The 22,697-nt window shown below is 62.1% G+C and carries 22 protein-coding genes; 9 read left to right on the top strand and 13 right to left on the bottom strand.

What is annotated here, in order from left to right; genetic code table 11:
- Positions 1-38: 38 nt before the first annotated feature.
- From cysB to HU760_RS15965, 3 genes are all read right to left on the bottom strand, one after another.
- Positions 39-1,013 (bottom strand): HTH-type transcriptional regulator CysB, encoded by a 975-nt coding sequence (gene cysB / locus HU760_RS15955; protein ID WP_010953293.1) that lies wholly within the window; start codon positions 1,011-1,013, stop codon positions 39-41.
- A 129-nt stretch (positions 1,014-1,142) separates the two neighbouring features.
- Positions 1,143-1,640 (bottom strand): universal stress protein, encoded by a 498-nt coding sequence (locus HU760_RS15960; protein WP_170029224.1) that lies wholly within the window; start codon positions 1,638-1,640, stop codon positions 1,143-1,145.
- A gap of 103 nt (positions 1,641-1,743) precedes the next feature.
- Entirely contained in the window at positions 1,744-2,691 is a 948-nt protein-coding gene (locus HU760_RS15965) for a putative 2-dehydropantoate 2-reductase (protein ID WP_186675854.1), read from the bottom strand.
- Between the two features lie 230 nt (positions 2,692-2,921).
- Here HU760_RS15965 and HU760_RS15970 point away from each other — a divergent pair, with 230 nt between their 5' ends.
- Entirely contained in the window at positions 2,922-3,998 is a 1,077-nt protein-coding gene (locus HU760_RS15970) for a 3-deoxy-7-phosphoheptulonate synthase (RefSeq protein ID WP_186675858.1), read from the top strand.
- A 44-nt stretch (positions 3,999-4,042) separates the two neighbouring features.
- Here HU760_RS15970 and HU760_RS15975 read toward each other — a convergent pair whose 3' ends face one another.
- The gene (locus tag HU760_RS15975; RefSeq protein ID WP_025338432.1) at positions 4,043-4,324 is read right to left on the bottom strand and encodes a GNAT family N-acetyltransferase; all 282 of its coding nucleotides are present in this window, start codon (positions 4,322-4,324) and stop codon (positions 4,043-4,045) included.
- Positions 4,325-4,832: 508 nt separating this feature from the next.
- Here HU760_RS15975 and oprI point away from each other — a divergent pair.
- Entirely contained in the window at positions 4,833-5,084 is a 252-nt protein-coding gene (oprI, locus tag HU760_RS15980; RefSeq protein ID WP_003259780.1) for an outer membrane lipoprotei OprI, read from the top strand.
- 132 nt (positions 5,085-5,216) lie between these two features.
- Here oprI and HU760_RS15985 read toward each other — a convergent pair whose 3' ends face one another.
- The 3 genes from HU760_RS15985 to HU760_RS15995 all read right to left on the bottom strand — a co-directional run bounded on the left by HU760_RS15985 (position 5,217) and on the right by HU760_RS15995 (position 7,260).
- Positions 5,217-6,194, bottom strand: coding sequence for a L,D-transpeptidase family protein (locus tag HU760_RS15985; protein ID WP_186675861.1), 978 nt, complete (start codon positions 6,192-6,194; stop codon positions 5,217-5,219).
- 111 nt (positions 6,195-6,305) lie between these two features.
- Complete coding sequence (locus HU760_RS15990; RefSeq protein WP_170029220.1) at positions 6,306-6,596, bottom strand: hypothetical protein; 291 nt, start codon at positions 6,594-6,596, stop codon at positions 6,306-6,308.
- 58 nt (positions 6,597-6,654) lie between these two features.
- Positions 6,655-7,260: an arylesterase gene (locus tag HU760_RS15995; protein WP_186675864.1), complete on the bottom strand. Its 606-nt coding sequence runs from the start codon at positions 7,258-7,260 to the stop codon at positions 6,655-6,657.
- 10 nt (positions 7,261-7,270) lie between these two features.
- Between HU760_RS15995 and HU760_RS16000 the strand changes: the two genes are divergently transcribed.
- Positions 7,271-7,954, top strand: a complete 684-nt coding sequence (locus HU760_RS16000; protein WP_186675866.1) for an ABC transporter ATP-binding protein — start codon at positions 7,271-7,273, stop codon at positions 7,952-7,954.
- A complete protein-coding gene (locus HU760_RS16005) occupies positions 7,954-10,461 on the top strand; it encodes an ABC transporter permease (RefSeq protein ID WP_186675868.1) in 2,508 nt (835 codons plus the stop codon). Before HU760_RS16000 ends, HU760_RS16005 begins: the two co-directional genes overlap by 1 nt.
- 140 nt (positions 10,462-10,601) lie before the next feature.
- On the opposite strand, the gene HU760_RS16010 is transcribed toward HU760_RS16005, so the two are convergent.
- The 3 genes from HU760_RS16010 to HU760_RS16020 all read right to left on the bottom strand — a co-directional run bounded on the left by HU760_RS16010 (position 10,602) and on the right by HU760_RS16020 (position 14,627).
- The gene (locus HU760_RS16010; RefSeq protein ID WP_186675953.1) at positions 10,602-11,510 is read right to left on the bottom strand and encodes an EamA family transporter; all 909 of its coding nucleotides are present in this window, start codon (positions 11,508-11,510) and stop codon (positions 10,602-10,604) included.
- Positions 11,511-11,563: 53 nt separating this feature from the next.
- Complete coding sequence (gene asnB, locus HU760_RS16015; RefSeq protein WP_186675870.1) at positions 11,564-13,471, bottom strand: asparagine synthase (glutamine-hydrolyzing); 1,908 nt, start codon at positions 13,469-13,471, stop codon at positions 11,564-11,566.
- A gap of 370 nt (positions 13,472-13,841) precedes the next feature.
- On the bottom strand, positions 13,842-14,627 hold the full coding sequence (locus HU760_RS16020) for a crotonase/enoyl-CoA hydratase family protein (RefSeq protein WP_186675873.1): 786 nt from the start codon (positions 14,625-14,627) through the stop codon (positions 13,842-13,844).
- A 106-nt stretch (positions 14,628-14,733) separates the two neighbouring features.
- Between HU760_RS16020 and HU760_RS16025 the strand changes: the two genes are divergently transcribed.
- From HU760_RS16025 to greB, 3 genes are all read left to right on the top strand, one after another.
- Positions 14,734-15,531 carry an AraC family transcriptional regulator gene (locus HU760_RS16025; protein WP_186675956.1) on the top strand — a complete coding sequence of 266 codons (798 nt, stop codon included), beginning with the start codon at positions 14,734-14,736 and terminating at the stop codon, positions 15,529-15,531.
- A gap of 76 nt (positions 15,532-15,607) precedes the next feature.
- On the top strand, positions 15,608-16,975 hold the full coding sequence (locus HU760_RS16030; RefSeq protein WP_186675876.1) for an amidase family protein: 1,368 nt from the start codon (positions 15,608-15,610) through the stop codon (positions 16,973-16,975).
- A gap of 104 nt (positions 16,976-17,079) precedes the next feature.
- The gene (greB, locus tag HU760_RS16035; protein WP_186675888.1) at positions 17,080-17,583 is read left to right on the top strand and encodes a transcription elongation factor GreB; all 504 of its coding nucleotides are present in this window, start codon (positions 17,080-17,082) and stop codon (positions 17,581-17,583) included.
- 62 nt (positions 17,584-17,645) lie between these two features.
- On the opposite strand, the gene HU760_RS16040 is transcribed toward greB, so the two are convergent.
- The 3 genes from HU760_RS16040 to HU760_RS16050 all read right to left on the bottom strand — a co-directional run bounded on the left by HU760_RS16040 (position 17,646) and on the right by HU760_RS16050 (position 20,143).
- On the bottom strand, positions 17,646-17,954 hold the full coding sequence (locus HU760_RS16040) for a hypothetical protein (protein ID WP_170029215.1): 309 nt from the start codon (positions 17,952-17,954) through the stop codon (positions 17,646-17,648).
- A 232-nt stretch (positions 17,955-18,186) separates the two neighbouring features.
- A complete protein-coding gene (locus HU760_RS16045) occupies positions 18,187-18,624 on the bottom strand; it encodes a DoxX family protein (protein WP_186675891.1) in 438 nt (145 codons plus the stop codon).
- A 112-nt stretch (positions 18,625-18,736) separates the two neighbouring features.
- Positions 18,737-20,143: an MltF family protein gene (locus HU760_RS16050; RefSeq protein ID WP_186675899.1), complete on the bottom strand. Its 1,407-nt coding sequence runs from the start codon at positions 20,141-20,143 to the stop codon at positions 18,737-18,739.
- Positions 20,144-20,296: 153 nt separating this feature from the next.
- Between HU760_RS16050 and HU760_RS16055 the strand changes: the two genes are divergently transcribed.
- Entirely contained in the window at positions 20,297-21,097 is an 801-nt protein-coding gene (locus HU760_RS16055) for a TatD family hydrolase (protein ID WP_186675900.1), read from the top strand.
- A 116-nt stretch (positions 21,098-21,213) separates the two neighbouring features.
- Positions 21,214-22,692: a methyl-accepting chemotaxis protein gene (locus HU760_RS16060; protein WP_186675901.1), complete on the top strand. Its 1,479-nt coding sequence runs from the start codon at positions 21,214-21,216 to the stop codon at positions 22,690-22,692.
- The last annotated feature ends 5 nt before the right edge of the window (positions 22,693-22,697 follow it).

Below are 22,697 nucleotides of genomic sequence, written 5' to 3' on the forward strand. Positions count from 1 at the left end.
AATTGCCGGGGCGCGAAACGTGCCCCGGCAGCCTTGAATCAGTGCACTGGCAGTTCGACGCCTTCGAACAGCTCTTCCAGCTCCTGCTTGTTATGGCACTGGATGGCCTTGGCCATGACCTCACGCGTCAGGTGCGGGGCGAATTTCTCGATGAAGTCGCACATGAAGCCACGCAGGAAGGTGCCACGGCGGAAGCCGATCTTGGTGATGCTGGCTTCGAACAATTCGCTGGCATCGAGCGCCACCAGGTCACTGTCCAGCTTGGCGTCCACCGCCATGCCGGCGACGATACCGACGCCCAGCCCCAGGCGCACATAGGTCTTGATCACGTCGGCATCCGCCGCAGTGAACACCACTTTCGGCGTCAGGCCACGATGATTGAAGGCCTCGTCCAGCTTCGAACGCCCGGTGAAGCCGAACACATAGGTCACGATCGGGTATTCGGCGACAGCTTCCAGGGTAAGTTTGGGCAGCTTCGCCAGCGGGTGGCCCTGCGGCACCACCACGCAACGGTTCCACTTGTAGCACGGCATCATGATGAGGTCGCCGAACAGCTCCAGCGCCTCGGTGGCGATGGCGAAGTCAACCGTACCGTCCGCGGCCATCTCGGCGATCTGCATGGGCGAACCCTGGTGCATGTGCAGGGACACTTCCGGGTACTGCTTGATGAAGCTGCTGATCACCGGCGGCAAGGCATAACGCGCCTGGGTGTGAGTGGTGGCGATGGACAGCGTGCCCTTCTTCTCGTTGGAGAATTCCTGGGCTATCTGCTTGATGCTTTCGACCTTGCGCAGGATCTCGCCGGCGGTATTGATGATGCGCTCACCGGCCGGGGTGACACGGGTCAGGTGCTTGCCGCTGCGGGCAAAGACTTCAACACCCAGCTCATCCTCGAGCAGGCGGATCTGCTTGCTGATACCTGGCTGGGAGGTATACAGGCTCTGCGCCGTCGCGGAGACGTTGAGGTCATGGTGCGCCACTTCCCAGATGTAGCGCAATTGTTGAAGCTTCATAGGTTCCCCTCGGTTCAGCAATGAGTCCGCGGCAGCAGGCAGCGTTGATATATAACTATATTAGTGGTTCTGGAAATAAATCTAGAACTATTTTGTTACATACGCCGGGGAAATGGCCTACGGCCATCTTCATGCTTTCCTACGCCCCAAGTGCTGCGCCAAGGGCACCATGTACACCGGCACCGGCGACAGCTGCAGCAGCCGCACCGCCGTACGCCCCAGGGGCACATCCACGCCCGCACCGGCACTGTGGCTACCGAAAATCAGCAGGTCGACGCTCAGCCGCTGCGCCTGGTCGAGGATCACCTGCGCCGGGTCGCCCTGACGCACCCGCACTGCCTTGATCAACGCCAGGTCGGCCTCCTCGCCCAGCTCGTCGCGAAAATTCTCCAGCACACGTTGCTCGATATTGGCCATTACCGTGTTCACCCCCTGGCTGTGCAGTTGGTCGAGCGTCTGCTCATCGAGGTAGCTTTGCAGCAGCGATTCGGCGAACTGCCCCATGGGTTCCACCGCATGGATCACATACAATTCGGCACCGAAGGTACGCGCCAGCGCCAGTGCGTGCTGCATGACAAAAGGGGCGTAGACACCGAGGTCAGTGGCGTACAGCATGGCGCGGATCATTCGACCTCCTCGACTGCCGCTGCGGCAGAGCAAGCTTCAGCTTAGCAGCGCCCCGGACGCACGCCTTGCCGTCCGGCGCACTGCCAGCACGGCCCACAGCGGCTTAGCCGGCCTGCCCGCCGTGATCGATGAAGGCCAGCGCCTGGTACAGCATTTCCATGCGCGGCAAGCGGCAGCCTGCCGCACGGGCCTGGGCCAATGGCTCGGCATAGATGGCCTGCAACTCCAGCCGGCGCTTGTGCACGTGGTCGTGGTACATGCTGGGCCAGTAATCGGGCATTCGCTCGGTCACCTGAAACAGGTGCTCGGCATAGCCCGCGGGCAACACATGGCCACACGCCGCCGCGCCCTGCACCACCTCCTCCATCAACGCCTGGATCAGGGCACGGCTGTGGCTGTCGCTCATCAGCGCTGTGGTACTGGCACCAAGCAACACCGACAGGCCGTTATACGGCACGTTCCAGACCAGCTTCTGCCAACGCGCCTGAGCCAGGTCGGGCATGGCCTGCGAGTCGATGCCCGCAGCCCGGAACAACGCCGCGCCTTCCTCGACCAGCGCGGCACCGCCATCGCTGGCCGGGCCACTGTGATAGCCAAGGTTGACCGCACCAAGCGCCTGGTGACGGATCACGCCGGGCGCCTGGCGGTTGACGCAGATGAAACACAGGCCGCCAAGCAGGTGCATGTCATTGCGCAAGGCCGGACGCAGCTGCTCCTCCACGCCCAGGCCGTTCTGCAGCAGCACCACCTTGGCGCCAGCGGCCGCGGCCTGCACGATCAACGGCGCCAACTGGTCATTGCTGGTAGCCTTGGCCCCCACCAGCAGCCAGTCGCACGGCGGCATGTCGGCGGCACTGGCATAGGCCTGCACGTTCATCTGCAGGGTGCCGTGCACGGCACTCTCCAGGGTCACCCCACGTTCACGGACAATGTCGTACTCGCTGCGCAACAGAAAATGCACATCGCAGCCGGCCCGGGCCAGCATCAACCCATAGAAGCCGCCGATGGCGCCACTGCCGATAATGCCAATACGTGGGGTATACGAATGCATGCCGATCTCCCGGTAAAAGTCAGGCTTCTTTTTACACAGGTTGCGCAGCGCTGGGCAGCCTGTTTGCGGCAAACACCCGCCATCTCGGAAAAACCCCACACGGACCGGGCCCAGCCCATTGTCGCGCCACCTGTAACGCGCTAAGGTTCGGCTCCCCGCTGCGATTATTCTTGCTGCTGGGCCGCACGGGGATAGTTGGCGGCCGGCACCGTGACCTGACGAGTAACACGATGGCTGATTTACCGATCGATGACTTGAACGTTGCCTCCAACGAGACGCTGATCACCCCCGATCAGCTGAAGAAGGAAATCCCCCTCAGCGCCAAGGCCCTGCAGACCGTGACTGCTGGCCGTGAAGTCGTGCGCAATATTCTCGACGGCAAGGACCATCGCCTGTTCGTCGTGGTCGGCCCTTGCTCCATCCACGACATCAAGGCGGCCCACGAGTACGCCGAGCGCCTCAAGGCACTGGCCGAGGAAGTATCCGACACGCTGTACCTGGTCATGCGCGTGTATTTCGAAAAACCGCGTACCACCGTCGGCTGGAAAGGCCTGATCAACGACCCGTACCTGGATGACTCGTTCAAGATCCAGGATGGCCTGCACATCGGCCGCAAGCTGCTGCTGGACCTGGCCGAAATGGGCCTGCCGACCGCCACCGAAGCGCTCGACCCGATTTCCCCGCAGTACCTGCAGGATCTGATCAGCTGGTCGGCTATCGGTGCCCGTACCACCGAATCGCAAACCCACCGCGAGATGGCCTCGGGCCTGTCTTCGGCGGTCGGTTTCAAGAATGGCACCGATGGCGGCCTGACCGTTGCAATCAACGCCTTGCAGTCGGTGTCCAAACCGCACCGCTTCCTCGGCATCAACCAGGAAGGTGGTGTGTCGATCGTCACCACCAAGGGCAACCCGTACGGTCATGTGGTCCTGCGCGGTGGCAACGGCAAGCCGAACTACGACTCGGTCAGCGTGGCCTTGTGTGAGCAGGACCTGGCCAAGGCCAGGATCAAGGCCAATATCATGGTCGACTGCAGCCACGCCAACTCCAACAAGGACCCGGCCCTGCAACCGCTGGTAATGGAAAACGTTGCCAACCAGATTCTCGAAGGCAACCAGTCGATCATCGGCCTGATGGTCGAGAGCCACCTGAACTGGGGTTGCCAGTCGATTCCGAAGAACCTGGACGAGCTGCAGTATGGCGTGTCGATCACCGATGCCTGCATCGACTGGTCGACTACCGAGAAGACCCTGCGCAGCATGCGCGCCAAGCTGAAGGACGTACTGCCGCAGCGTAAGCGCGGCTGATATGAAAAAGCGGGGCCGTTTCGCGCCCCGCTTTTTTTACAGACTCAGACTTTGCTGGAATGCCGTTGCTGGCGCTCCATGTAGCGTTCCACATACGAGCAGGACGGAATCACCGTGTAGCCCATCTGCTCGGCATACTCCAGGGCCCGCTCGGTCAAGGCGGCTGCGATGCCGCGACCGCGCAGGGCGTTGGGCACGAAGGTACGATAGATGTCCAGCGTCTGCTTGCCCAGATCCATGTACGTCAGGTAGGCACGATGACCGTCCACATTGGTCTCGAACTGATGACCGGCCTGGTCATGGTGGATGGTCAGCGCTTCGCTCATCACTACTCCTCGCAGGTCTTCTCGGCAGACCCATACCTTAACCGATGGTGGTTTACCCGGCACAGAATCCTCTACGCCACCTGTTGCCCCTTCGACCACTGGACGATTGCAATCGTTCGGATCCTCTGGCACTCACAAGATAGTAGGCGCCGCAAGCAGGATTGCTCAAGGTGGTGGCGGTTAAAAAAATGGCGAGAACGCCGCCAGAGCGACTCTTGGCCGCAGGTCGGCAGCCACCGGATGTACTAGGGTTTAAGACGCTGGCAGACAGTTAAAGTCACCGTTAGTTCAGCAAAAAAGTTCCTGTACTACAACCGCTTGCGAATCCTGCACGTTTTTTACACAATCGCGTCACACACCTTGCCCGGATGGCGTCAAGCAACATTTTTTTTGCAGTTCTTGCGCTTAGTCAGTTTACTTACTACAAGTAATGGGTACTATGTACGCCGGCCAGTTTCTCTTTTCCGAGAGATGGCTATTTAATAGAAAGTCCTTGAAGGGGAACACGATGAACAACGTTCTGAAATTCTCTGCTCTGGCTCTGGCCGCAGTTCTGGCTACCGGTTGCAGCAGCGTATCCAAAGAAACCGAAGCTCGTCTGACTGCGACTGAAGACGCAGCAGCTCGCGCTCAAGCTCGTGCTGACGAAGCCTACCGTAAGGCTGACGACGCACTGGCAGCCGCTCAGAAGGCTCAGCAGACCGCTGACGAAGCCAACGAGCGCGCTCTGCGTATGCTGGACAAAGCCAGCCGCAAGTAATAATCCTCACGGATTGTTATGGAGCCGACCCACTTGTGGGTCGGCTTTTTTATTGCCTGCAAAGCAGGCAAACGCGTCCGACAGAAACGAAAAGGCCTGCACTAAGGCAGGCCCGGGTGTGCCGCAATTACTCTATTGCAGTTCGGCGGGAATGCTCGAAACCATCGGCGAGCCAGCCTGGCCCTGGGTGGGCACGGCAATTTCCACTGGCATGCCATCTTCGGCCGCCACCACGTCGCGCACCATATCCCAGTTCATGCGCAGGTTGTTGGCCAGGTCTTCACGCTTGAGCAAGGCATTAATAACAGCTGTGTGTTTGTCGACCACCGACGGATTACCCTGGTCGTCCAGCGGCGTGTGCGCCTCCAGATAGACCTTGCCGCCACTGATACCGAACTTGTAAGGCTCATTGATGATACGCACCGGTGTCCCCACCGGCACCATCTTCGACAGCTCCAGCACATTGTTGTTGAGCATGCGGAAGCAACCGTGGCTGGTACGCATGCCGATGCCGAACTTCTTGTTCGAACCATGAATCAGGTAACCCGGCACGCCCAGGGTGAACTTGAACGGCCCCAGCGGGTTGTCCGGGCCAGCCGGTACCACGCTCGGCAGGATGTCGCCGTCAGCGGCGTGCTCGGCGCGGATCGACGCTGGTGGGGTCCAGGTCGGGTTCGGCGTCTTGGCGGTGATCCTGGTGTTGGCGATCGGCGAACCCCAGCCCTCGCGACCGATGCCCAGCGGGAAGGTATGCACCACGCTCTGCCCTTTCGGGAAGTAGTACATGCGGTACTCGGCAAGGTTGATGACGATGCCCTCGCGCGGGCCCGGCGGCAGGATGTAGCGGGTCGGCAGGATTATTTCGGTGCCGGCGCCCGGCAACCACGGGTCCACGCCCGGGTTGGCAGCGATCATTTCCAGGTAGCCGAGGTCGTTGGCGGTGCCTATGTCAGCGAAGGTGTCCTCGTACTTCGCCTTGATCACATGCACCTGGCCGACGATGTCTTCACCGGGCGGTGGCAGTGGCAGCTCCAGCGCAGCAGCGGGACCCGCTACCAGTAGGGCGGCCAGGGACAGGCTACGGGTGACGGCAGGAAAGCGCGGCAACATCCGGTAAATCCTTCGAAAGATGGGTCAAGAGAATCGATTGTACACCTGTGCTGACGCAAGCGGGAGGCGTTGGCAGCAAGCAAGCGTTTCAGATGATGAAAGGCGCGACGCTCAGCTGCTCTGCAGCTCCGGCCACACCGGGCGCATGCCGCGCCGCTGGGCATCGAGAATGGCGCGGCACAAGTCGCACAGGCGGCCGTCGCGGTAGATCGAACGCGGCACGCCCGACCAGCGCGGTTGCGCCGGCAGCAGGCCTCCGCACAAGGTACGGTCGACCGGCACCCCCAGCTCCAGCTGACGGGCCACCAGATGGACGCGGATTTCCTGGCAGGCGAACAGGTCGAGCTGCTCATCGGGCTCGATCAGTTGGTAGGCATACAAGGACCAGGCAGGACGCGGCATCGGGGGCACTCGAAACGGGGGGCGCAACATTAGCCGAAAGCCGGCGCCGTTTAAAGCATCACAACAAGGGTTTTATCGCCGGCCAGGCATTTTCCAGCAGGCGCTGCTGGGCGGCCTGGGCCGGGTGGATACCATCGGCCTGCATCAACTCCGGCACGCCGCCCACCCCTTCGAGGAAAAATGGCACCAACGGGACCTGCTTTTCCGCAGCCAGCTGTTCATACACCTGGGCGAAGGCCGTGGTGTAGCGCACGCCGTAATTGGGTGGCAGGCGCATGCCCAGCAACACCACGTGAGCCCCGGCCTGGCGTGCACTCTCGATCATCGAGGCAAGATTTTGTTGCAATTGCGCAGTCGGCTGCCCGCGCAGGCCATCATTGCCACCCAATTCCAGCACCACCAGGCTCGGTTTGTGCGCTGCAAGCAGCGCCGGCAGCCGCGCCTGGCCACCGGCACTGGTGTCGCCACTGATCGAAGCGTTGACCACCTGGTCGTCGAAACCTTCGTCCCTGAGGCGGGTCTGCAACAAGGAGACCCAACCCTGGCGGGTATCCAGGCCGAAACCGGCGCTGATACTATCGCCGACAACCAGCAACGTTCCCGCCGCCGCGCTCTGGGCCAGGCAATACAGGGCCAGACCGGCACTCAACCACCACACTCGCATCGGATTCTCCATGGGCCCCAGCATTCTCGTTGCGCAGAACCTTAGCAAAGTGGTCCCCAGCGCGGAAGGTGACCTGACCATCCTGCAGGCGTTGTCCCTTGACCTGGCCCAGGGCGACAGCCTGGCCATCGTCGGCGCCTCGGGTTCGGGCAAGTCGACCCTGCTCGGCCTGCTCGCCGGGCTCGACCAGCCCAGCGCTGGCAAGGTGATCCTCGCCGGCCACGACCTGGGGCCGCTGGATGAGGACCAGCGCGCGCGAGTGCGCGCCGAACATGTGGGGTTCGTGTTCCAGTCGTTCCAGCTGCTCGACAGCCTCAACGCCCTGGAAAACGTCATGTTGCCGCTGGAACTGGACGGCCGCTGCGATGCCCGGGAACAGGCTCGCGCACTGCTCGAACGGGTCGGCCTGGGCAAGCGCCTCAGCCACACCCCGCGGCAGCTGTCGGGCGGCGAACAGCAGCGGGTGGCCATTGCCCGTGCCTTTGCCGCCCACCCGGCGGTGCTGTTCGCCGACGAACCCACCGGCAACCTCGACAGCCATACCGGCGAGCGTATCAGCGACCTGCTATTCGAACTGAACAAGGAACGCGGTACCACCTTGGTGCTGGTCACCCATGACGAACGTCTGGCCGGGCGCTGCCGCCGCCAGATCCGCCTGGACGCGGGCCGCCTGGTGGCGCCGGTGGAGGCCTGATGACCCACATGCCGCTGTCCCGCCTGTGCGGCCTGGCCCTGCGCCAGTTGCTGCGCGACATTCGCGCCAGCGAAGTACGCGTGCTGTTTTTCGCCCTGCTGGTTGCCGTCGCGGCCAGCACTGCCATCGGCTATTTCGGCGCACGCCTCAACGGCGCCATGCAGCTGCGTGCCAGTGAATTCCTCGGTGCCGACCTGGTCCTGCAGGGCAGCGCGCCGGCCCGCGAACAACAGCTCGCCGCCGGCCAGGCGCTTGGCTTGCGCCATGCACAGGTGGTCGAGTTCACCAGCGTGGTGGGTGGCGACAACGGCATTCAGCTGTCCAGCGTCAAGGCCACCGACGGTGCCTACCCGTTGCGCGGGCAAGTGCGCAGCGCCGCACAACCGTATGCGGCAGAGACCCCGGGCGGCGGGCCGGCGCCGGGCGAGGCATGGGTCGAACCGCGCCTGCTGGCGGCGCTGGGGCTGCCGGTAGGCGCCAGCATCGATGTCGGCATGAAAACCCTGCGCATCAGCCGTGTGCTGACCTACGAGCCGGACCGCGCCAACAATTTCTACAGCCTGACCCCGCGCTTGATGATGAACCTGGCCGACCTGCAAGCCACCGGCGTGATTCAGCCAGGCAGCCGGGTGACCTACCGTGACCTGTGGCGCGGCGAACCTGAAGCACTGGCCCGTTACCGCCAGGCCGTGGAAAAAGACCTGGCCGCCAACCAGCGCTTGCGTGACACCCGCGATGGCAACCAGCAGATCGGCGGTGCCCTGGGCAAAGCCGAGCGTTACCTGAACATGGCCAGCCTGGTGGCGGTGCTTCTGGCCGGCGTGGCCGTGGCCCTGTCGGCCAGCCGCTACGCAGCACGCCGCCTGGACGCAAGCGCCCTGCTACGTTGCCTGGGCCTCTCGCAACGCCAGGCACTGGGCCTGCATTGCCTGCAACTGGCCATGCTCGGCCTGGTCGCCGCCGTGGCCGGCGCCCTGTTCGGCTGGCTGGCGCAACTCGGCCTGTTCCGTCTGCTGCATGGCTTGCTGCCAAGCGTGGTACCCGCTGGCGGCATCGTCCCGGCGTTGGCCGGCATCGCTACCGGGCTGGTAGCCCTGGCAGGCTTCGCCCTGCCCCCCATCGCTGCACTGGGCAAGGTACCGCCGCTACGCGTGCTGCGCCGCGACCTGCTGCCAATACCGACCAGCAGCTGGCTGGTATATGGCACCGCCCTGCTCGCCCTCGGCCTGATCATGTGGCGCCTGAGCCTCGACCTGCTGCTTACCTTCGCGCTGCTCGGTGGCGGCTTGGTCGCCGCGCTGCTGCTTGGCAGCCTGCTGTTGCTCGGTTTGCGCAGCCTGCGCCAATTGCTGGCCGGGGCACCACTAACCTGGCGCCTGGGCCTGGGCCAACTGTTGCGCCACCCCATGGCCGCCGCCGGCCAGGCCCTGGCCTTTGGCCTGATCCTGCTGGCCATGGCTCTGGTCGCCCTGCTACGCGCCGAACTGCTCGACACCTGGCAAGCGCAGTTACCCAAGGATGCGCCCAACCATTTCGCTCTGAACATCCTACCGGATGACCGTGAACCCTTCGCCCGCCAGCTGCACCAGGTCAATGCCGCCTCAGCGCCGCTATACCCGGTGACACCGGGTCGCCTGGTGCAAATCAATGCGCAGCCGGTGCAGCAGGTGGTCAGCAAGGATTCGGCCGGCGAGCGCGCCGTGCAACGTGACCTCAGCCTGACCTGGGCCGCCGACCTGCCCGAAGGCAATGTACTGACCGCAGGCAGCTGGTGGCAGGCATTGCCTCCGGCAGAGGAGATACCCGGTGTCTCGGTGGAGGCGGAACTGGCCGGCAGCCTGAAACTGCAGTTGGGCGACCTGCTGACCTTCGACATCGGCGGCCAGCAGCACCAGGCCAGGGTCAGCAGCCTGCGCAGCGTGCATTGGGACAGCTTCCAGCCGAACTTCTACATGATCTTCCAGCCTGGCACGCTGCAAGGGCTGCCCACCACCTACCTGACCAGTTTCTATCTGGCACCGGGCCATGACCTGGACGTGATAGCGTTGTCACGGGCATTTCCGGCGGTGACCATCCTGCAGGTGGACGCCCTGCTCGATCAGTTGCGCAGCATCCTTGCCCAGGTCACCCTGGCGGTGGAATACGTGTTGCTGTTCGTGCTTGCGGCGGGCCTGGCAGTGTTGTTCGCTGGCTTGCAGGCGACCCTGGACGAGCGCATCCGCCAGGGCGCCTTGCTGCGCGCGCTGGGGGCGGCGCGACCATTGCTGGTCAAGGCGCGGCGGATCGAGTTCGGCTTGCTGGGCGCCGCCAGCGGCTTGCTGGCGGCGATAGGTTGCGAACTCATAACGCTGGTGCTGTACCGCTATGCGTTCGATCTGCACTGGAGCCCGCATCCGTGGCTGCTGGCGTTGCCACTGGCGGGCGCGCTGCTGGTCGGCGGTGCCGGGGTGCTGGGGACGCAGCGGGCGCTGGATGCCAGCCCATTGGCGGTCTTGCGGGAAAATTGAGGCCAGCCCAGGCAACACCAATCACTGGCCGTAGCTGCTGCTGTTCACATAGCAGGTAGCTTGAAGCTTCCCCAGAGCGCCACAACGACAATCATCGCCATCAGCAAAAGCGCCCGCAACCTTGCGGTCGCGGGTTTAGGTCATTTCTTGGCGCCAGACGGTTCAACCGGGCGCAGCCCTGACGTGGATGGCGTAGGCATCTTGCGATAGAGCCCCACTGCCAACCCGACAATGATGATCAGGATCGAGATCATGTTCGGGGTGGAAATCTGCTCGCCGAGGATCAGCATCGAGCTGCCGATGCCGAATACCGGAATCAACAGCGACAGCGGGGCTACCGTAGAAACGGGGTACAGCTTGAGCAACGAGTTCCAGCCCCAATAGGCAAAGTGGGTGGCCAGATACACCTGAAACAGAATCGACAGCGCGGCCGTCAGGTCGAGGCTGCCTTGCAGGGTCTCGAAAGGCGCGGTGCCGTGCATGAGCCAGGCCACCAGAAACAGAGGGATGGGCGGAAACAGGCTGGCCCAGACCATGAACGAAAAGATCTCTTTGACCCCTGACTTCTTGATGATGACGTTACCGATGCTCCAGGCGACGGCGCTGAACACAATCAGCAAGACGCCAAAAATGGCGTGCTCCCCTGGTTGGGTCGAAATGATGCCTGCCAGCCCGAGCATCGCCAGCAATGCTCCCAGCAGCTGTGCACCACGAAGCTTTTCCTTGAACAGCAACGCCCCCCACCCCATGGTGAAGAACACACTGAGCTGGATGATCAGCGAAGCGATGCCGGGGCTGACGCCGACCTGGATGCCGTAATTGATCACGCCCCACATACCCAGTCCGAAGATGAAGCCGTAGGCGACGACATAGCTGAACTTGATGGCGGGGCGCTTGATGAAGAACACCAGGGGGACGGCGGCTAGTGCGAAACGTATGCCGGTCAGCACGAAGGGATCGATTGAACGCAACCCCAGCTTGGTGATTGGAAAGTTCACGCCCCAGACCAGGGTGACGAGTATCGCCAGCATTAAATGTTTTTTCTGCATTTCCAGCCTCACGTTAAGCGGCATGCCACCGCAGGTGGCATGCCGCATTCAAGTCAGTTCAAAGCGAACCGTTTCTGCATCAGGCACAGCCCGGCGATTTCCATCAGCAGGTTATCTGCCGAGGCGCGTTGCGCCACGGTCAGCGAAGGCAGCCTGGCCAGCAGCCCACGAACCTTGACTGGGTCGAAGAACGGAACCTGGCTCAATGCCGGACCGTTCAACACATCGTGGATCATTTCGTAGAGCTTCGATTGCGGGCTCTGGGCGGCAGGTGGCGCACGGAAGTACTGTTTTCTACGGTCGTACACCGCCTGTGGCACATACGGCCGCATGGCTTCGCGCAGGGCGTACTTTTCGGTGGCCCCACGGACTTTCATCGAAACAGGAAGGCGGCATGCCGCTTCAATCACCTGGTGATCGAGCAGTGGCGGGCGGCCTTCCAGGCTGCCGGCCATTTCCATGCGATCGCCCAGGGACGTCAGGACCACGTTCGCCAGGCTGGACTTGGCGACCATGTACAGCGAACGGTTAATCGGCTCCCAGCCAGTGAGCGCTCGCGGGCTCAGGCGCTCATAGAACTGGCGATAGGCATCCACGTCGCGGAAACGCTCACGGAAGTCGTCGCTGTACAGGTGCGCCAGAGGGCCGAACAGCGCGGCCTGGGTTTCGAGCCAGGACACACCGTGGCCAAGCTCGTTGTGCACCCAGTCGACGCTGCTGGCACCGCCCGGCAGGTAGCGGTTTTCGCTTTCATGCAGGCGTTTGGCCAATGTGGCGATGACGGCCATGTCCTGATGCTCATGGTTGTACAACACCATGTCACGGCGGTAATGAGGGTAGCCGCCGAACACTTCGTCGGCACCTTCGCCAGTCAGCACGGCACGCATGCCTTGCTTCTGCACGAACTTGCACAGCATGTACTTGGCCACGCTGTGGGCGTTGGCAAATGGCATTTCCGCATGCCATAGGGCATTCTCGAAGTTGTCGGCCATGTCCGAGGAATCAACCGAGAGTACGTGCAGGTTGGCCCGATTGTGCTGGGCGGCAATCTCCGCGTAGTGGCGTTCGTCGAACCCTTCGGAGCCTTCGAACGACAGGTGAAAGGCTTCCAGGGAGCGTCCCGTCATCTCCGTGGCGATCCCCAGCATGGCCGAGGAATCCAGGCCACCGCTCAGGCACACGCCCACGGGGACGTCAGCATGCAGGCGCAGCCGCACGGACTCTTCGATGGTGTTGCGCAGGGACTCGATCATCTGGGCTTCGGACTGGTTGCCGGTAGGCGTGTCGGCTGTCGGGAAATCCCAGTCCCAGTACTGTTCGGTCTGCAGACCGCTGCTGTCAGCGATGATCCAGCAACCCGGTTTCACGCTGCGGATGTTCTTGAACACAGTGCGGTCACGCAGGATGAAGCCGCGGTTGGCGTAGGCCTCATGGTCCCATTGCGCCGGAACACCGGCGGCGAGCAAGGCTTTGACTTCAGAGGCGAAATACCAGGCGCCTTCGTGCTCGGTGTAATACAGCGGTTTGACCCCGACGCGGTCGCGCACGGCAAACAGTTGCTTGCGCAGGCGATCGAAGATCAGAATGGTGAACTCACCGCGCAGTTGCTTGAGGCCGCGCACACCGTGGCGACGGTACAGGTGCATGGCGATTTCACTGTCCGACGATGTCTTGAAGCGGCAGCCGACGCTTTCCAGTTCCTGGCGAATGCGTTGGTAGTCGTAGAACTCGCCGTTGACCATCATCACCAGGTCGCCTTCGTCGGCGACAATTGGTTGAGTTCCGTTCCCCAGGCCGACCAAGCCTAGTCGCACATAACCGAAAGCGGCTTGTCCTTGCGGGTCGAACCACTGGCTCGAACTATCCGGGCCGCGGTGATGGATGGCGCGCAGGGCGGCATCGAACATGTTCGGATTGAACACGCGAGGTTGCTTGGAGAAGACGCCAATGTATCCGCACATATGAATTACTCTATGGGTGTTTTAGCCCGCTAAAAACGCTTGTTATTTAAACGGCAGCGGTAATTTTTTTAATAAAGCATGGGTTGCCGAGTTTGTCGGTGCTCGGCGGGACCTTGACCGAACTGGGAGCTCCGGCATGGCGGAGTAATCTGCCTCACCGGTGTCGATGAAGTGCGTGAGCAATGCCCGGGGCGGGTCGCCATACAGCCCGACAAGTTGCGACAGATTGATTCGCCAGGCGGCTATTTCCCGCATCGGGAATATAGGCTTCGTTGAATACTATGCTGAAACATCGCTCACCAATTACAGTTGTTATTTCATAGCCTTCCACAGGCTTGCCGAGCCCCTCGGCAACTATCGCATCAGGAAGTTACGAGGCAGGCGCGATCTGGATCTTGTTGTTCTTGCGGTCGAGGAAGTCTGCTAGACGATCCTGGGTGCGGGCATCGGACGACACCACCGCGGCAATCAGTGCCTCGGTGACCAGACCATCCTGTTGGCTCTGATCGACAATTCTTGGCAACACGTGGGTGACTGCGTAATTGGTCATGGGCAGATTGCTGGCCACCTTGTTCGCCAGTTCGATGGCTTTTTCCAACGCCTGCCCGGTGGGCACCAGGTATTGGGCGATGCCGCGTTCATAGCTTTCCTGGGCATACAAAGTGCGCCCCGTGAGCATCATGTCGGTCATCAGGGCGACACCGGCAATCCGCGGGAAGCGCACTGAGGCACCCACTCCCACGTACAACCCGCGCATGCCCTCAGGCAATGAGAAGAACGCGCTGTCATCCACTACGCGCAGGCTGCAAGCCGTGGCGATTTCCAGCCCGCCGCCGATGGCCGCGCCTGAAATGGCCGCGATCACGGGGACCTTACCGAATTGAATCAGGTCGAACGTCGCATGCCATTGGCGGAAGGAGTGCACACTATCGATGACCGACAGATCACGGATTTCCGACAGATCCAGGCCGGTGCAGAAGTGCTGGCTGGTACTGTAGAGCACCGCAGCCCCTACGCCTTCAGGAATGTTGGAGAAGGTTTCACGCAACTCGTGCATGACCTCCAGAGACATCGCGTTACGTTTTTGTGGCCGATTCAGGCCCACCAACAAGACAGCGCCTTCTACTCTGACATCCAAGTATCTGTTGACACTCATTTTCCGAAATTCCCTTCGAATAGTCCCAACTTTGGGAGTGCGGATTCTACGAGTGGGCTATATGGTCCGCTTGTTAAAGCAGGTCTATTTTTGGCAAAATTGGGCCATGAACTCCAAACTGCCACTAGACCCCTATCAGCACGGCAGCCCCGAAGCCGTGGTGAGCCTGCGCGAGTACCCGTCAGGTACCGTCTTTGCGCGGCATACCCATAATCGCGGGCAATTCGCCTATGCTGCGACCGGGGCGATGAAGATGTTCACCGACCTGGGAAACTGGGTCGTTCCACCTCAACGGGCCCTGTGGGTTCCGGCCGGGGTGCCCCACGAGATGCACATGCGTGGCGACGTGACCATGCTCAACACCTATCTGGATGCCGGCGCCGCCAACCGTGCCGGTTTGCCTGAGCACTGCCAGGTGTTCGGTGTCTCGCCGCTGCTGCGGCATTTGTTCGAAGCCGCGCTGGCGATCGATCCGAGCGAAGCCGTGACGCTACGCAACCAGTGTGTGCTGACGCTGCTGGTAGATGAAATCAGTGCCATGCCGCAGCTTCCGCTGAGCGCGCCACTGCCCTCGGAACCACGGTTGGCCCGTTCGTGCCAGCGGTTTCTCGACGCACCGACACAGAAAATCTCCATCAGTGAAATGGCCAACTGGTCGAGCATGAGTCGGCGCACCTTCACGCGGAATTTCCGCGAAGAGACTGGCATGAGTTTCGTGTCATGGCGTCAGCAGGTGTGCCTGCTCGAGGCGACATCGCGGCTGAGCAACGGTTCATCGATCACCGAAGTGGCGATCGATCTGGGGTATAGCAGCCCGAGTGCGTTCACCTCGGTATTTCGCCGCAACCTCGGCGATTCGCCGGGGCGTTACCTAGCCAAGTCAAAGGGGGCCTCGATGTTCTGAGTGGTTCATCGAAGACCGGAAGGTGTTGCCAAAGGGCGGCGCACTGTTCAGGGATTTCTCAAGGGAATGGGTCAGCATGAAAACGATGAGCGAGACAATTGAAGCCTTGGCGCAGGGCGCGACCAACGCTCTGCAACTGGTTCGTGCGGCGCTGCGCAAGAATGAGGAGACTGAGCATGTGTTCACCTCCCTGCTTGAGACCCCAGCCCTTTCAGCGGCGCAGGCATCCCTGGCGCGTTGGCGGCAGGGCCGGCCGCTGAGTGTTGTGGATGGCATTCCACTGGCGGTGAAGGACCTCGTCGATGTGGCCGGCAGCCGTACCACGGCCGGCTCCATTACCCGCGACGAGCTGGCGCCTGCGACCCGGGATGCTCCGGTCGTCGCCCGACTGCGCGCCGCAGGCATGGTCCTGCTCGGCAAGACCAACCTCAGCGAGTTTGCCTATTCGGGCCTAGGGCTGAACCCGCATTACGGTACGCCTACGGCAGACTTCAAGCAGGTCGAGACGCGGGCGCCCGGCGGGTCTTCGTCCGGGTCGGCGATTGCGGTGCAACGCGGTATTGTCTGCGTGGCCATCGGCACCGACACGGCCGGCTCGATTCGGGTTCCTGCCGCGTTCAATGGCCTGGTTGGGTTCAAGGGCTCCAGCGGGCGATACGATATGACCGGGATTCATCCGCTGGCGATGACTTTCGACAGCCTCGGCTGTTTTGCCCACAGCGTGCAGGACTGCATGACGCTGGATCGCCTGATGCGCGGCGCGCCTGAATCCGACGATGACCCGGTCGACCTCAACGGTGTCCTTTTTGTGGTAGAGACCCGGATAATCCAGGACCCAGAACTCCAGCCCGCGGTCCGCGCGAATTTCCACGCCGTCGTGGACCGCCTCGAACGCGCCGGGGCACAACTGCAATACCGTGAACTGGCCGCGGTCAGCCGCACTCGCGAAATTATCAAGCGCCTGGGCTGGCTAGGGGCGATAGAGGCCTGGCGTTTGCTGGGGAGCATTGTCGAGAGCCCGCAGGGAGCACTTCTGGATCGTCGTGTACGCAAGCGTCTGCTGGCCTCCAAGGCACTGCCCGCCAGCACTGAAAGCGAGCTTCGTCGCGTGCGGGAGGAGTTGATGCACGACATTCGGGAAGAACTCGACGGCGCCGTTTTACTGATGCCCACTGTCAAGCATGTCGCTCCACCCCTAGCCGCGCTGGAAGCGGATGATGAGCTGTTCGCCACGACGAACCTGCAAACCCTGGCCTACACCATGATCGGCAGTTTTCTCGACATGCCAGGCGTGGCCATTCCCAGCGGAAGCGACCCGCAGGGGCTGCCGACTTCGATCCTGATCTCCGCTCCCCAGGGCCAGGACGATGAGGTACTGCGTGTCGGGCTGGCTGTCGAGAAATTGACTGGAACGCAATCAACCAAGCCTTTTTCGTCGCTCTGAATCAGATGCTTGTCAGACCATGCTTCCAGGCACAACAGGTTGCCAATGAACAGAAGGCTCTCAGGGCATTGTGACCGGTCTTTCAATCAATAACAGGCAAAAAAATGGCTACCAATCTCATTACTGAAGCTGGCTATCAGTCCTTGAAGGATGAACTAGATTGGCTCTGGCGCGAAGAGCGGCCGGAGATCACCAGAAAAGTAACCTGGGCCGCATCTTTGGGCGACAGAAGTGAAAATGCTGACTACCAGTACAATAAAAAGAGGCTAAGGGAAATAGACCGGCGCGTAAGATACCTCCGTAAGCGTATCGAAGATCTTCGGGTAGTTCCTTATTCTCCTACTCAGGAAGGCAAGGTATTTTTTGGGGCCTGGGTAACTATTATCAACGAGGAAGACACCAGCAAGAAATTCCGCATTGTAGGTGCTGATGAGATTTACGACAGGAAGGACTTTATCTCAATCGACTCCCCGATGGCACGCGCATGCATTGGTAAGTGTGCAGGTGATGAGATTGTTGTACGGACTCCCACTGGCGATGCCTACTGGGAAGTCACCGAAATTGAATACAGTGAGGCGGAAGACGCACCCCGGTTCATCAAACCCTGAGGTGCCTCCAGATCAGCCACCACCCTGTCAAGCACAGCTGCAGTGATGGCGACAATGAATAGTCAGCGTCGGGTAATCAGGCCTTGGCGCGCGATGCGGGTGAGATGACCGATGACTTCGGCGGCTTCGTCCGGCACCGGGGCCTGGATGACGGCCAGGTCGAAACGGTCATCGCCATACTGCGCGAGGTGGCAACCGGTATCGGCGAACTGGATCAGGAAGGCACGCGCCTGCCCCTTGCGCCGGGACAGACCTTCGAGATGACGTAAAAGAGTGGGCTGATGCTGGCCGCCGAGCAGGATGCGCGGTGTGCGGGACGCCTGGCTGGCAGGCAAAGGGCTCAAACAGACACTGGTACGTGGGCAACTCATGGAGCTTCTCTCCGCCTCGCGAATCCCGCTGGGCAGCGGTGGGAGGCGTCACCGAACCAGCGCTTTAGCGGTATTTCGGATGACCCGGTGGGGCTGTCCCGCGCCCCGCAAGTAGCTGTTTAAATCGGCGCAAGCGGTATGCTAGAGCGACGAGCCGCAAGTTGCAAGCCGCAAGCAACAGCAGGCCAATCGTCGGCCTGCTGTTGCCTGCGGCTTGCGGCGCTGCGGCAGGTTACCGAGCGATCAGGCGGTCCAGCGAGAAGCGGCCAGCGCCTTCGATCAGCACCGCGACGGTGCCGGCCAGCAATGCCAGGGCAAACTCATAGCCGTTGTTGGACATGAACAGGCCATTACCGATGTGCACCGAGAAGATCGCCACCACCAGGGTCACGGTCAGCGCCAGGGCTGCCGGGCGGGCCAGCAGGCCAATCACCAGGGCCAGGCCGCCGAAGAACTCGGCACTACCGGAGAGCAAGGCCATCAGGTAACCCGGGGCCAGGCCAATGCTTTCCATCCACTGGCCAGTGCCCTCCAGGCCATAGCCGCCGAACAGGCCAAACAGTTTCTGCGCACCGTGCGCCATGAAGATGATGCCGACCAGGATGCGGATGATGCTGAGGCCTGCACCGGCACGGGTGGAGAACAGAGCGTTGAGGGTGATGTTGTTCATGTCGAAGCGTCCTTGAAAATGGGAAGTTGCGTTGGGATGGCGCCATCATAATCAGTTATACAAATATGAAAACCGCAAAAAACCCAACATAACAATCGACAAAATCGATTTGTCAGCGCTTCGCCACACGCTCCAGCCCGGCACGCTCGCGATTGAAGGCCACAAAGTACTTGTTCACGCTGTTGACGAAATTGACCGGCCCCATGCCCACCTGCTCCATGGCGATACGTTCAGTCTGGAAGAACCACTGGTTGCCGTTCAGCCCACGCCGTCGCGCTTCGGCGCGCATGGCCTGGACCCGTTCCGGGCCGAGGTTGTAGGCCGCCAGCACGAACGCCATGCGCTCACGCTCATTGATCCTGGCGCTGGCAAAGAACTTGCGCCGGATCAGCGCCAGGTAACGGGCGCTGGCCTGGACATTGCCATCCACCGTGGCGGTATTGCTCACCCCCACGCGCTGCGCTGCCGAGGGGGTGATCTGCATCAAGCCATGGGCGCCGCCGGTGCCGCGCGCCGTCGGGTTGAGCGTCGATTCCTTGAAAGCCAGCGCGGCCAGGTTGAGCCAGTCGATCTGCTGCGCCTCAGCGTGTTTCTGCAGCACCGGCCGCAACGCGTTCAGGCGCTGGCGGTCCTTGCTGGCCAATGGGTTATGCACCCGGTACTGGCGCCGGTAGATGCGCTCGAACGCGGCATCCTGGTTGTCCGGTGCGCGGTAGCCTTGCAAAAAGCGGTCGACCGTGGCCAGCAACTGTGGCGCATCGCGCCCGACATACCAACGCATGGCTTGCGGCGGGCCCAGCTGTACACGGCTGTCCAGGCGCAGACGCGGCATCACCCGGGCCCAGCGTCGGGCAATGGGTTGCTCGATCACGGTCAGGTGATAAATGCCAGCCTGGACCATCTCCAGCACGTCCTCCACCGCCAGGGTCGCATCGACCCATTCCACCTTGATCGGCGCACGTTTGCGCAGTGCCAGCTGCTGGTTCAACTGCTGGATCAGCGGGCCGGCGGCGCTGGCGCTGGTCAGCGCCACCGTACGCCCGGACAGTTGCTCGACATGGCTGAAGCTGCGTTCGCCCTTGCGCCCCACCAGCACCAATGGCACCTGGTCGAGCACCGGCGCGCTGCTGCTGACCCCGCGAACCATGCTGGGGTCAAGCAGTTCGCCCGGTACCGCCAGGTCTCCCTCGCCACGCGCCAAGGCGCCCAGCAGTTGCTCCTTGGCACGGGGGATCAACTTGAGCTGGATCTCCTGATCGTCGGCGGCACGGGCATTGAGGTAATGCTCCAGGGCTCGCAGGCGATAGTATTCGATGCCGACCGGCTCGCCCTTGACCTCACCAGAGCTGTTGCGGCTCTGGTTGACCAGCACCCGCAGCACCTGGCTGCTGCGAATCTGCTGCAAGTCACGGACCTTGGCCGGCGGGGTGTTCTGCTGTGGTCCCGGCAGACGCGCGTGCGCTGGCCCCGTCAGGGCCAGACCGAACGTCACCAGTAGAATGAGCCAGCATCGCGGCATGCAGAAACGTCCGTGGTCAGTGGGCAGTACATATGGATTCACCGCCAGAGAGAAATGACGGCAAAAGACCATGGCAACAGCATGAAGTTCTTGGTTTTTTCGCAAAAACACGGTTTTTGCTATGCTGGCCGCCCCGCGGCACGAGGTAGCACCATGCAACTGATCGATATCGGCGTCAACCTGACCAACAGCAGTTTTCACGACCAGCAGGCAGCCATCGTCGAGCGTGCGCTTGAAGCCGGCGTTACCCAGATGGTGCTGACAGGCACCAGCCTGACGGTCAGCGAGCAGGCGCTGGAACTCTGCCAGCAGCTGGATTCGAGCGGTGCGCACCTGTTCGCCACGGCGGGTGTTCATCCGCATGATGCCAAGACCTGGGATGCAGGCAGCGAGCACCGCTTGCGCCAGCTGCTGGCTGAACCGCGCGTACGCGCGGTGGGTGAATGTGGCCTGGATTTCAACCGCGACTTCTCCCCTCGCCCGCTGCAGGAAAAAGCCCTGGAAGCCCAACTGGCCCTGGCCGCCGAGCTGCGCCTGCCGGTGTTCCTGCATGAGCGCGATGCCAGCGAACGTCTGCTGGCGATTCTCAAGGACTACCGTGACCACCTGACTGGCGCGGTAGTGCACTGTTTCACTGGCGAACGCGAGGCGCTGTTCGCCTACCTGGACATGGACCTGCACATCGGTATTACCGGCTGGATCTGCGACGAGCGCCGCGGAACCCACCTGCATCCGCTGGTGGGCAGCATCGCCGAGGGCCGTTTGATGCTGGAGAGCGATGCGCCTTACCTGCTGCCGCGCAGCCTGCGCCCCAAGCCGAAGAACGGGCGCAACGAGCCGGCGTTCCTGCCAGAGGTGCTGCGCGAAGTCGCCTTGCATCGAGGGGAAGCAGCCGAGCGTACGGCGGCACATACCACGGCGACGGCGCGGGCGTTTTTCCAGATCCAGGGCTGACGCGACAAGGGCGGCTGAAGTTTCTTGATACACATCAACAACGGGCCTGGCTGGCGCGGGCACAATGATGGCACCTTGCCAATATTGTTTCCGCTCAACTCAGAGAAGACCTGCCCATGGGTGCCTGGCTTAGCAATGTTTCCTTGAAGTACAAGTTCTGGGCCGTCAACGCGGTGGCCTTTGTCACGACCCTGCTGCTGGTGCTCTATGCCGTGCACCTCGAGCAGCGTGCCCGCGCCGAAGCAGCGCAGGCCCAGGCCGCTGCCCAAGCGCAACTGCTGGCCGGCTGGCCAGCGGGGCAGCCGCTGCCGCACCCGGCCAACGTCATCAGCTGGTCGGCCGGACAAACACCTACCTTTGCCGGCCAGCCCCTCGATAGCCTGCGCAACGCCCAGGGCTGGGTCGAACTGCCAAGCGCCTGGCTTCTCGGCGACAACCCGTTGCGCGGCGCGCAGGTGTTGCGTCGCGGCGATCAACAAGTGGCGGTACTGGCCCAGTCGCCAAGCCTGCGCCAGGTATTCTTCGACCGTTTCAGCAATTACGCGGTGTGTGTGCTGATCCTGATGCTGGCCATGCTGGGTGCTTCGCAACTGCTGATCCGCTTCCTGCTCAGCCAGCTCAACACCCTCAAGGACGTCATGCTGCACGTGGAAAAAACTGGCGACCTGGCAGCCCGCGTACCATTGGCCTGTGGCGACGAGGTCGGCCAGATGGCCGGAGCGTTCAATGCCATGCAGGCGACCTATCACCGGGTGGTCAGCACCGTCGCCCACACCGCCGCTCAGCTGGACTCCGGTGCCGCGCGCCTGGCAGCGAGCATGAGCGATGTGCGCCACGGCATGCTCGGCCAGCAGAGCGAGACCGACCAGGCCGCTACCGCCATCAACGAAATGTCGGCAACGGTGCACCACATCGCCCAGCATGCCGGCGCCACCCGTGACCTGTCACAAACAGCCGATACCCTGGCCGGTAGCGGCCAGGAGGTGGTCAGCCGGGTGCAGGACTCGATCTCCGGCTTGTCCAGCGGCGTGCAGCAGACCGCCGAGATGATCCGTCAGCTCGCCGAGGACAGCCAGAAGATCAACGGTGTGGTCAGTGTGATCCACAGCATCGCCGAGCAAACCAACCTGCTGGCACTCAACGCCGCCATCGAAGCAGCGCGCGCCGGCGACCTCGGGCGTGGTTTTGCCGTGGTGGCCGATGAAGTGCGCAACCTGGCCAAGCGCGTGCAAACCTCGACCGACGAGATCACCACCATGGTCTCGGCCCTGCAGTCGGGCACTCGTGATGCGGTGGAGTTCATGCAAGAGAGCTCGTACAAAGCCGACGACTGTGTCAGGCAGGCCCGGGAGGCCGGTGAAGCACTGGCCGAAATTACCGGTGCCGTGGCGCAGATGCGTGAAAGCAACACCCAGATTGCCGTGGCCGCCGAGCAGCAAAGCCAGGTGGCAGAAGAAATGAACCGTGCCGTGGTGAGCATCCGCGATGTCACCGAGCAGACCGTGCAGCAGACTGTCGGCTCGGCGACCACCAGCAGCGAACTGGCGACGCTGGCCGGCGAGCTGAACAAGGCCATTGGCCAGCTCAAGCTATAGTCATC

The organism is Pseudomonas oryzicola (assembly GCF_014269185.2).
GTDB classification, from domain to species: domain Bacteria; phylum Pseudomonadota; class Gammaproteobacteria; order Pseudomonadales; family Pseudomonadaceae; genus Aquipseudomonas; species Aquipseudomonas oryzicola.

Excerpts from the sequence above, each read along its gene's own strand:
- HU760_RS16020 (WP_186675873.1), bottom strand. The coding sequence starts at position 14,627 with ATGAGTGTCAACAGATACTTGGATGTCAGAGTAGAAGGCGCTGTCTTG.
- oprI (WP_003259780.1), top strand. The coding sequence starts at position 4,833 with ATGAACAACGTTCTGAAATTCTCTGCTCTGGCTCTGGCCGCAGTTCTG.
- HU760_RS16005 (WP_186675868.1), top strand. The coding sequence starts at position 7,954 with ATGACCCACATGCCGCTGTCCCGCCTGTGCGGCCTGGCCCTGCGCCAG.
- HU760_RS16000 (WP_186675866.1), top strand. The coding sequence starts at position 7,271 with ATGGGCCCCAGCATTCTCGTTGCGCAGAACCTTAGCAAAGTGGTCCCC.
- HU760_RS15960 (WP_170029224.1), bottom strand. The coding sequence starts at position 1,640 with ATGATCCGCGCCATGCTGTACGCCACTGACCTCGGTGTCTACGCCCCT.
- HU760_RS15970 (WP_186675858.1), top strand. The coding sequence starts at position 2,922 with ATGGCTGATTTACCGATCGATGACTTGAACGTTGCCTCCAACGAGACG.
- HU760_RS15985 (WP_186675861.1), bottom strand. The coding sequence starts at position 6,194 with ATGTTGCCGCGCTTTCCTGCCGTCACCCGTAGCCTGTCCCTGGCCGCC.
- cysB (WP_010953293.1), bottom strand. The coding sequence starts at position 1,013 with ATGAAGCTTCAACAATTGCGCTACATCTGGGAAGTGGCGCACCATGAC.
- HU760_RS15990 (WP_170029220.1), bottom strand. The coding sequence starts at position 6,596 with ATGCCGCGTCCTGCCTGGTCCTTGTATGCCTACCAACTGATCGAGCCC.
- HU760_RS16060 (WP_186675901.1), top strand. The coding sequence starts at position 21,214 with ATGGGTGCCTGGCTTAGCAATGTTTCCTTGAAGTACAAGTTCTGGGCC.
- HU760_RS16025 (WP_186675956.1), top strand. The coding sequence starts at position 14,734 with ATGAACTCCAAACTGCCACTAGACCCCTATCAGCACGGCAGCCCCGAA.
- HU760_RS16050 (WP_186675899.1), bottom strand. The coding sequence starts at position 20,143 with ATGCCGCGATGCTGGCTCATTCTACTGGTGACGTTCGGTCTGGCCCTG.
- greB (WP_186675888.1), top strand. The coding sequence starts at position 17,080 with ATGGCTACCAATCTCATTACTGAAGCTGGCTATCAGTCCTTGAAGGAT.
- HU760_RS15975 (WP_025338432.1), bottom strand. The coding sequence starts at position 4,324 with ATGAGCGAAGCGCTGACCATCCACCATGACCAGGCCGGTCATCAGTTC.
- HU760_RS16010 (WP_186675953.1), bottom strand. The coding sequence starts at position 11,510 with ATGCAGAAAAAACATTTAATGCTGGCGATACTCGTCACCCTGGTCTGG.
- HU760_RS15995 (WP_186675864.1), bottom strand. The coding sequence starts at position 7,260 with ATGCGAGTGTGGTGGTTGAGTGCCGGTCTGGCCCTGTATTGCCTGGCC.
- asnB (WP_186675870.1), bottom strand. The coding sequence starts at position 13,471 with ATGTGCGGATACATTGGCGTCTTCTCCAAGCAACCTCGCGTGTTCAAT.
- HU760_RS16055 (WP_186675900.1), top strand. The coding sequence starts at position 20,297 with ATGCAACTGATCGATATCGGCGTCAACCTGACCAACAGCAGTTTTCAC.
- HU760_RS16040 (WP_170029215.1), bottom strand. The coding sequence starts at position 17,954 with ATGAGTTGCCCACGTACCAGTGTCTGTTTGAGCCCTTTGCCTGCCAGC.
- HU760_RS16045 (WP_186675891.1), bottom strand. The coding sequence starts at position 18,624 with ATGAACAACATCACCCTCAACGCTCTGTTCTCCACCCGTGCCGGTGCA.
- HU760_RS16030 (WP_186675876.1), top strand. The coding sequence starts at position 15,608 with ATGAAAACGATGAGCGAGACAATTGAAGCCTTGGCGCAGGGCGCGACC.
- HU760_RS15965 (WP_186675854.1), bottom strand. The coding sequence starts at position 2,691 with ATGCATTCGTATACCCCACGTATTGGCATTATCGGCAGTGGCGCCATC.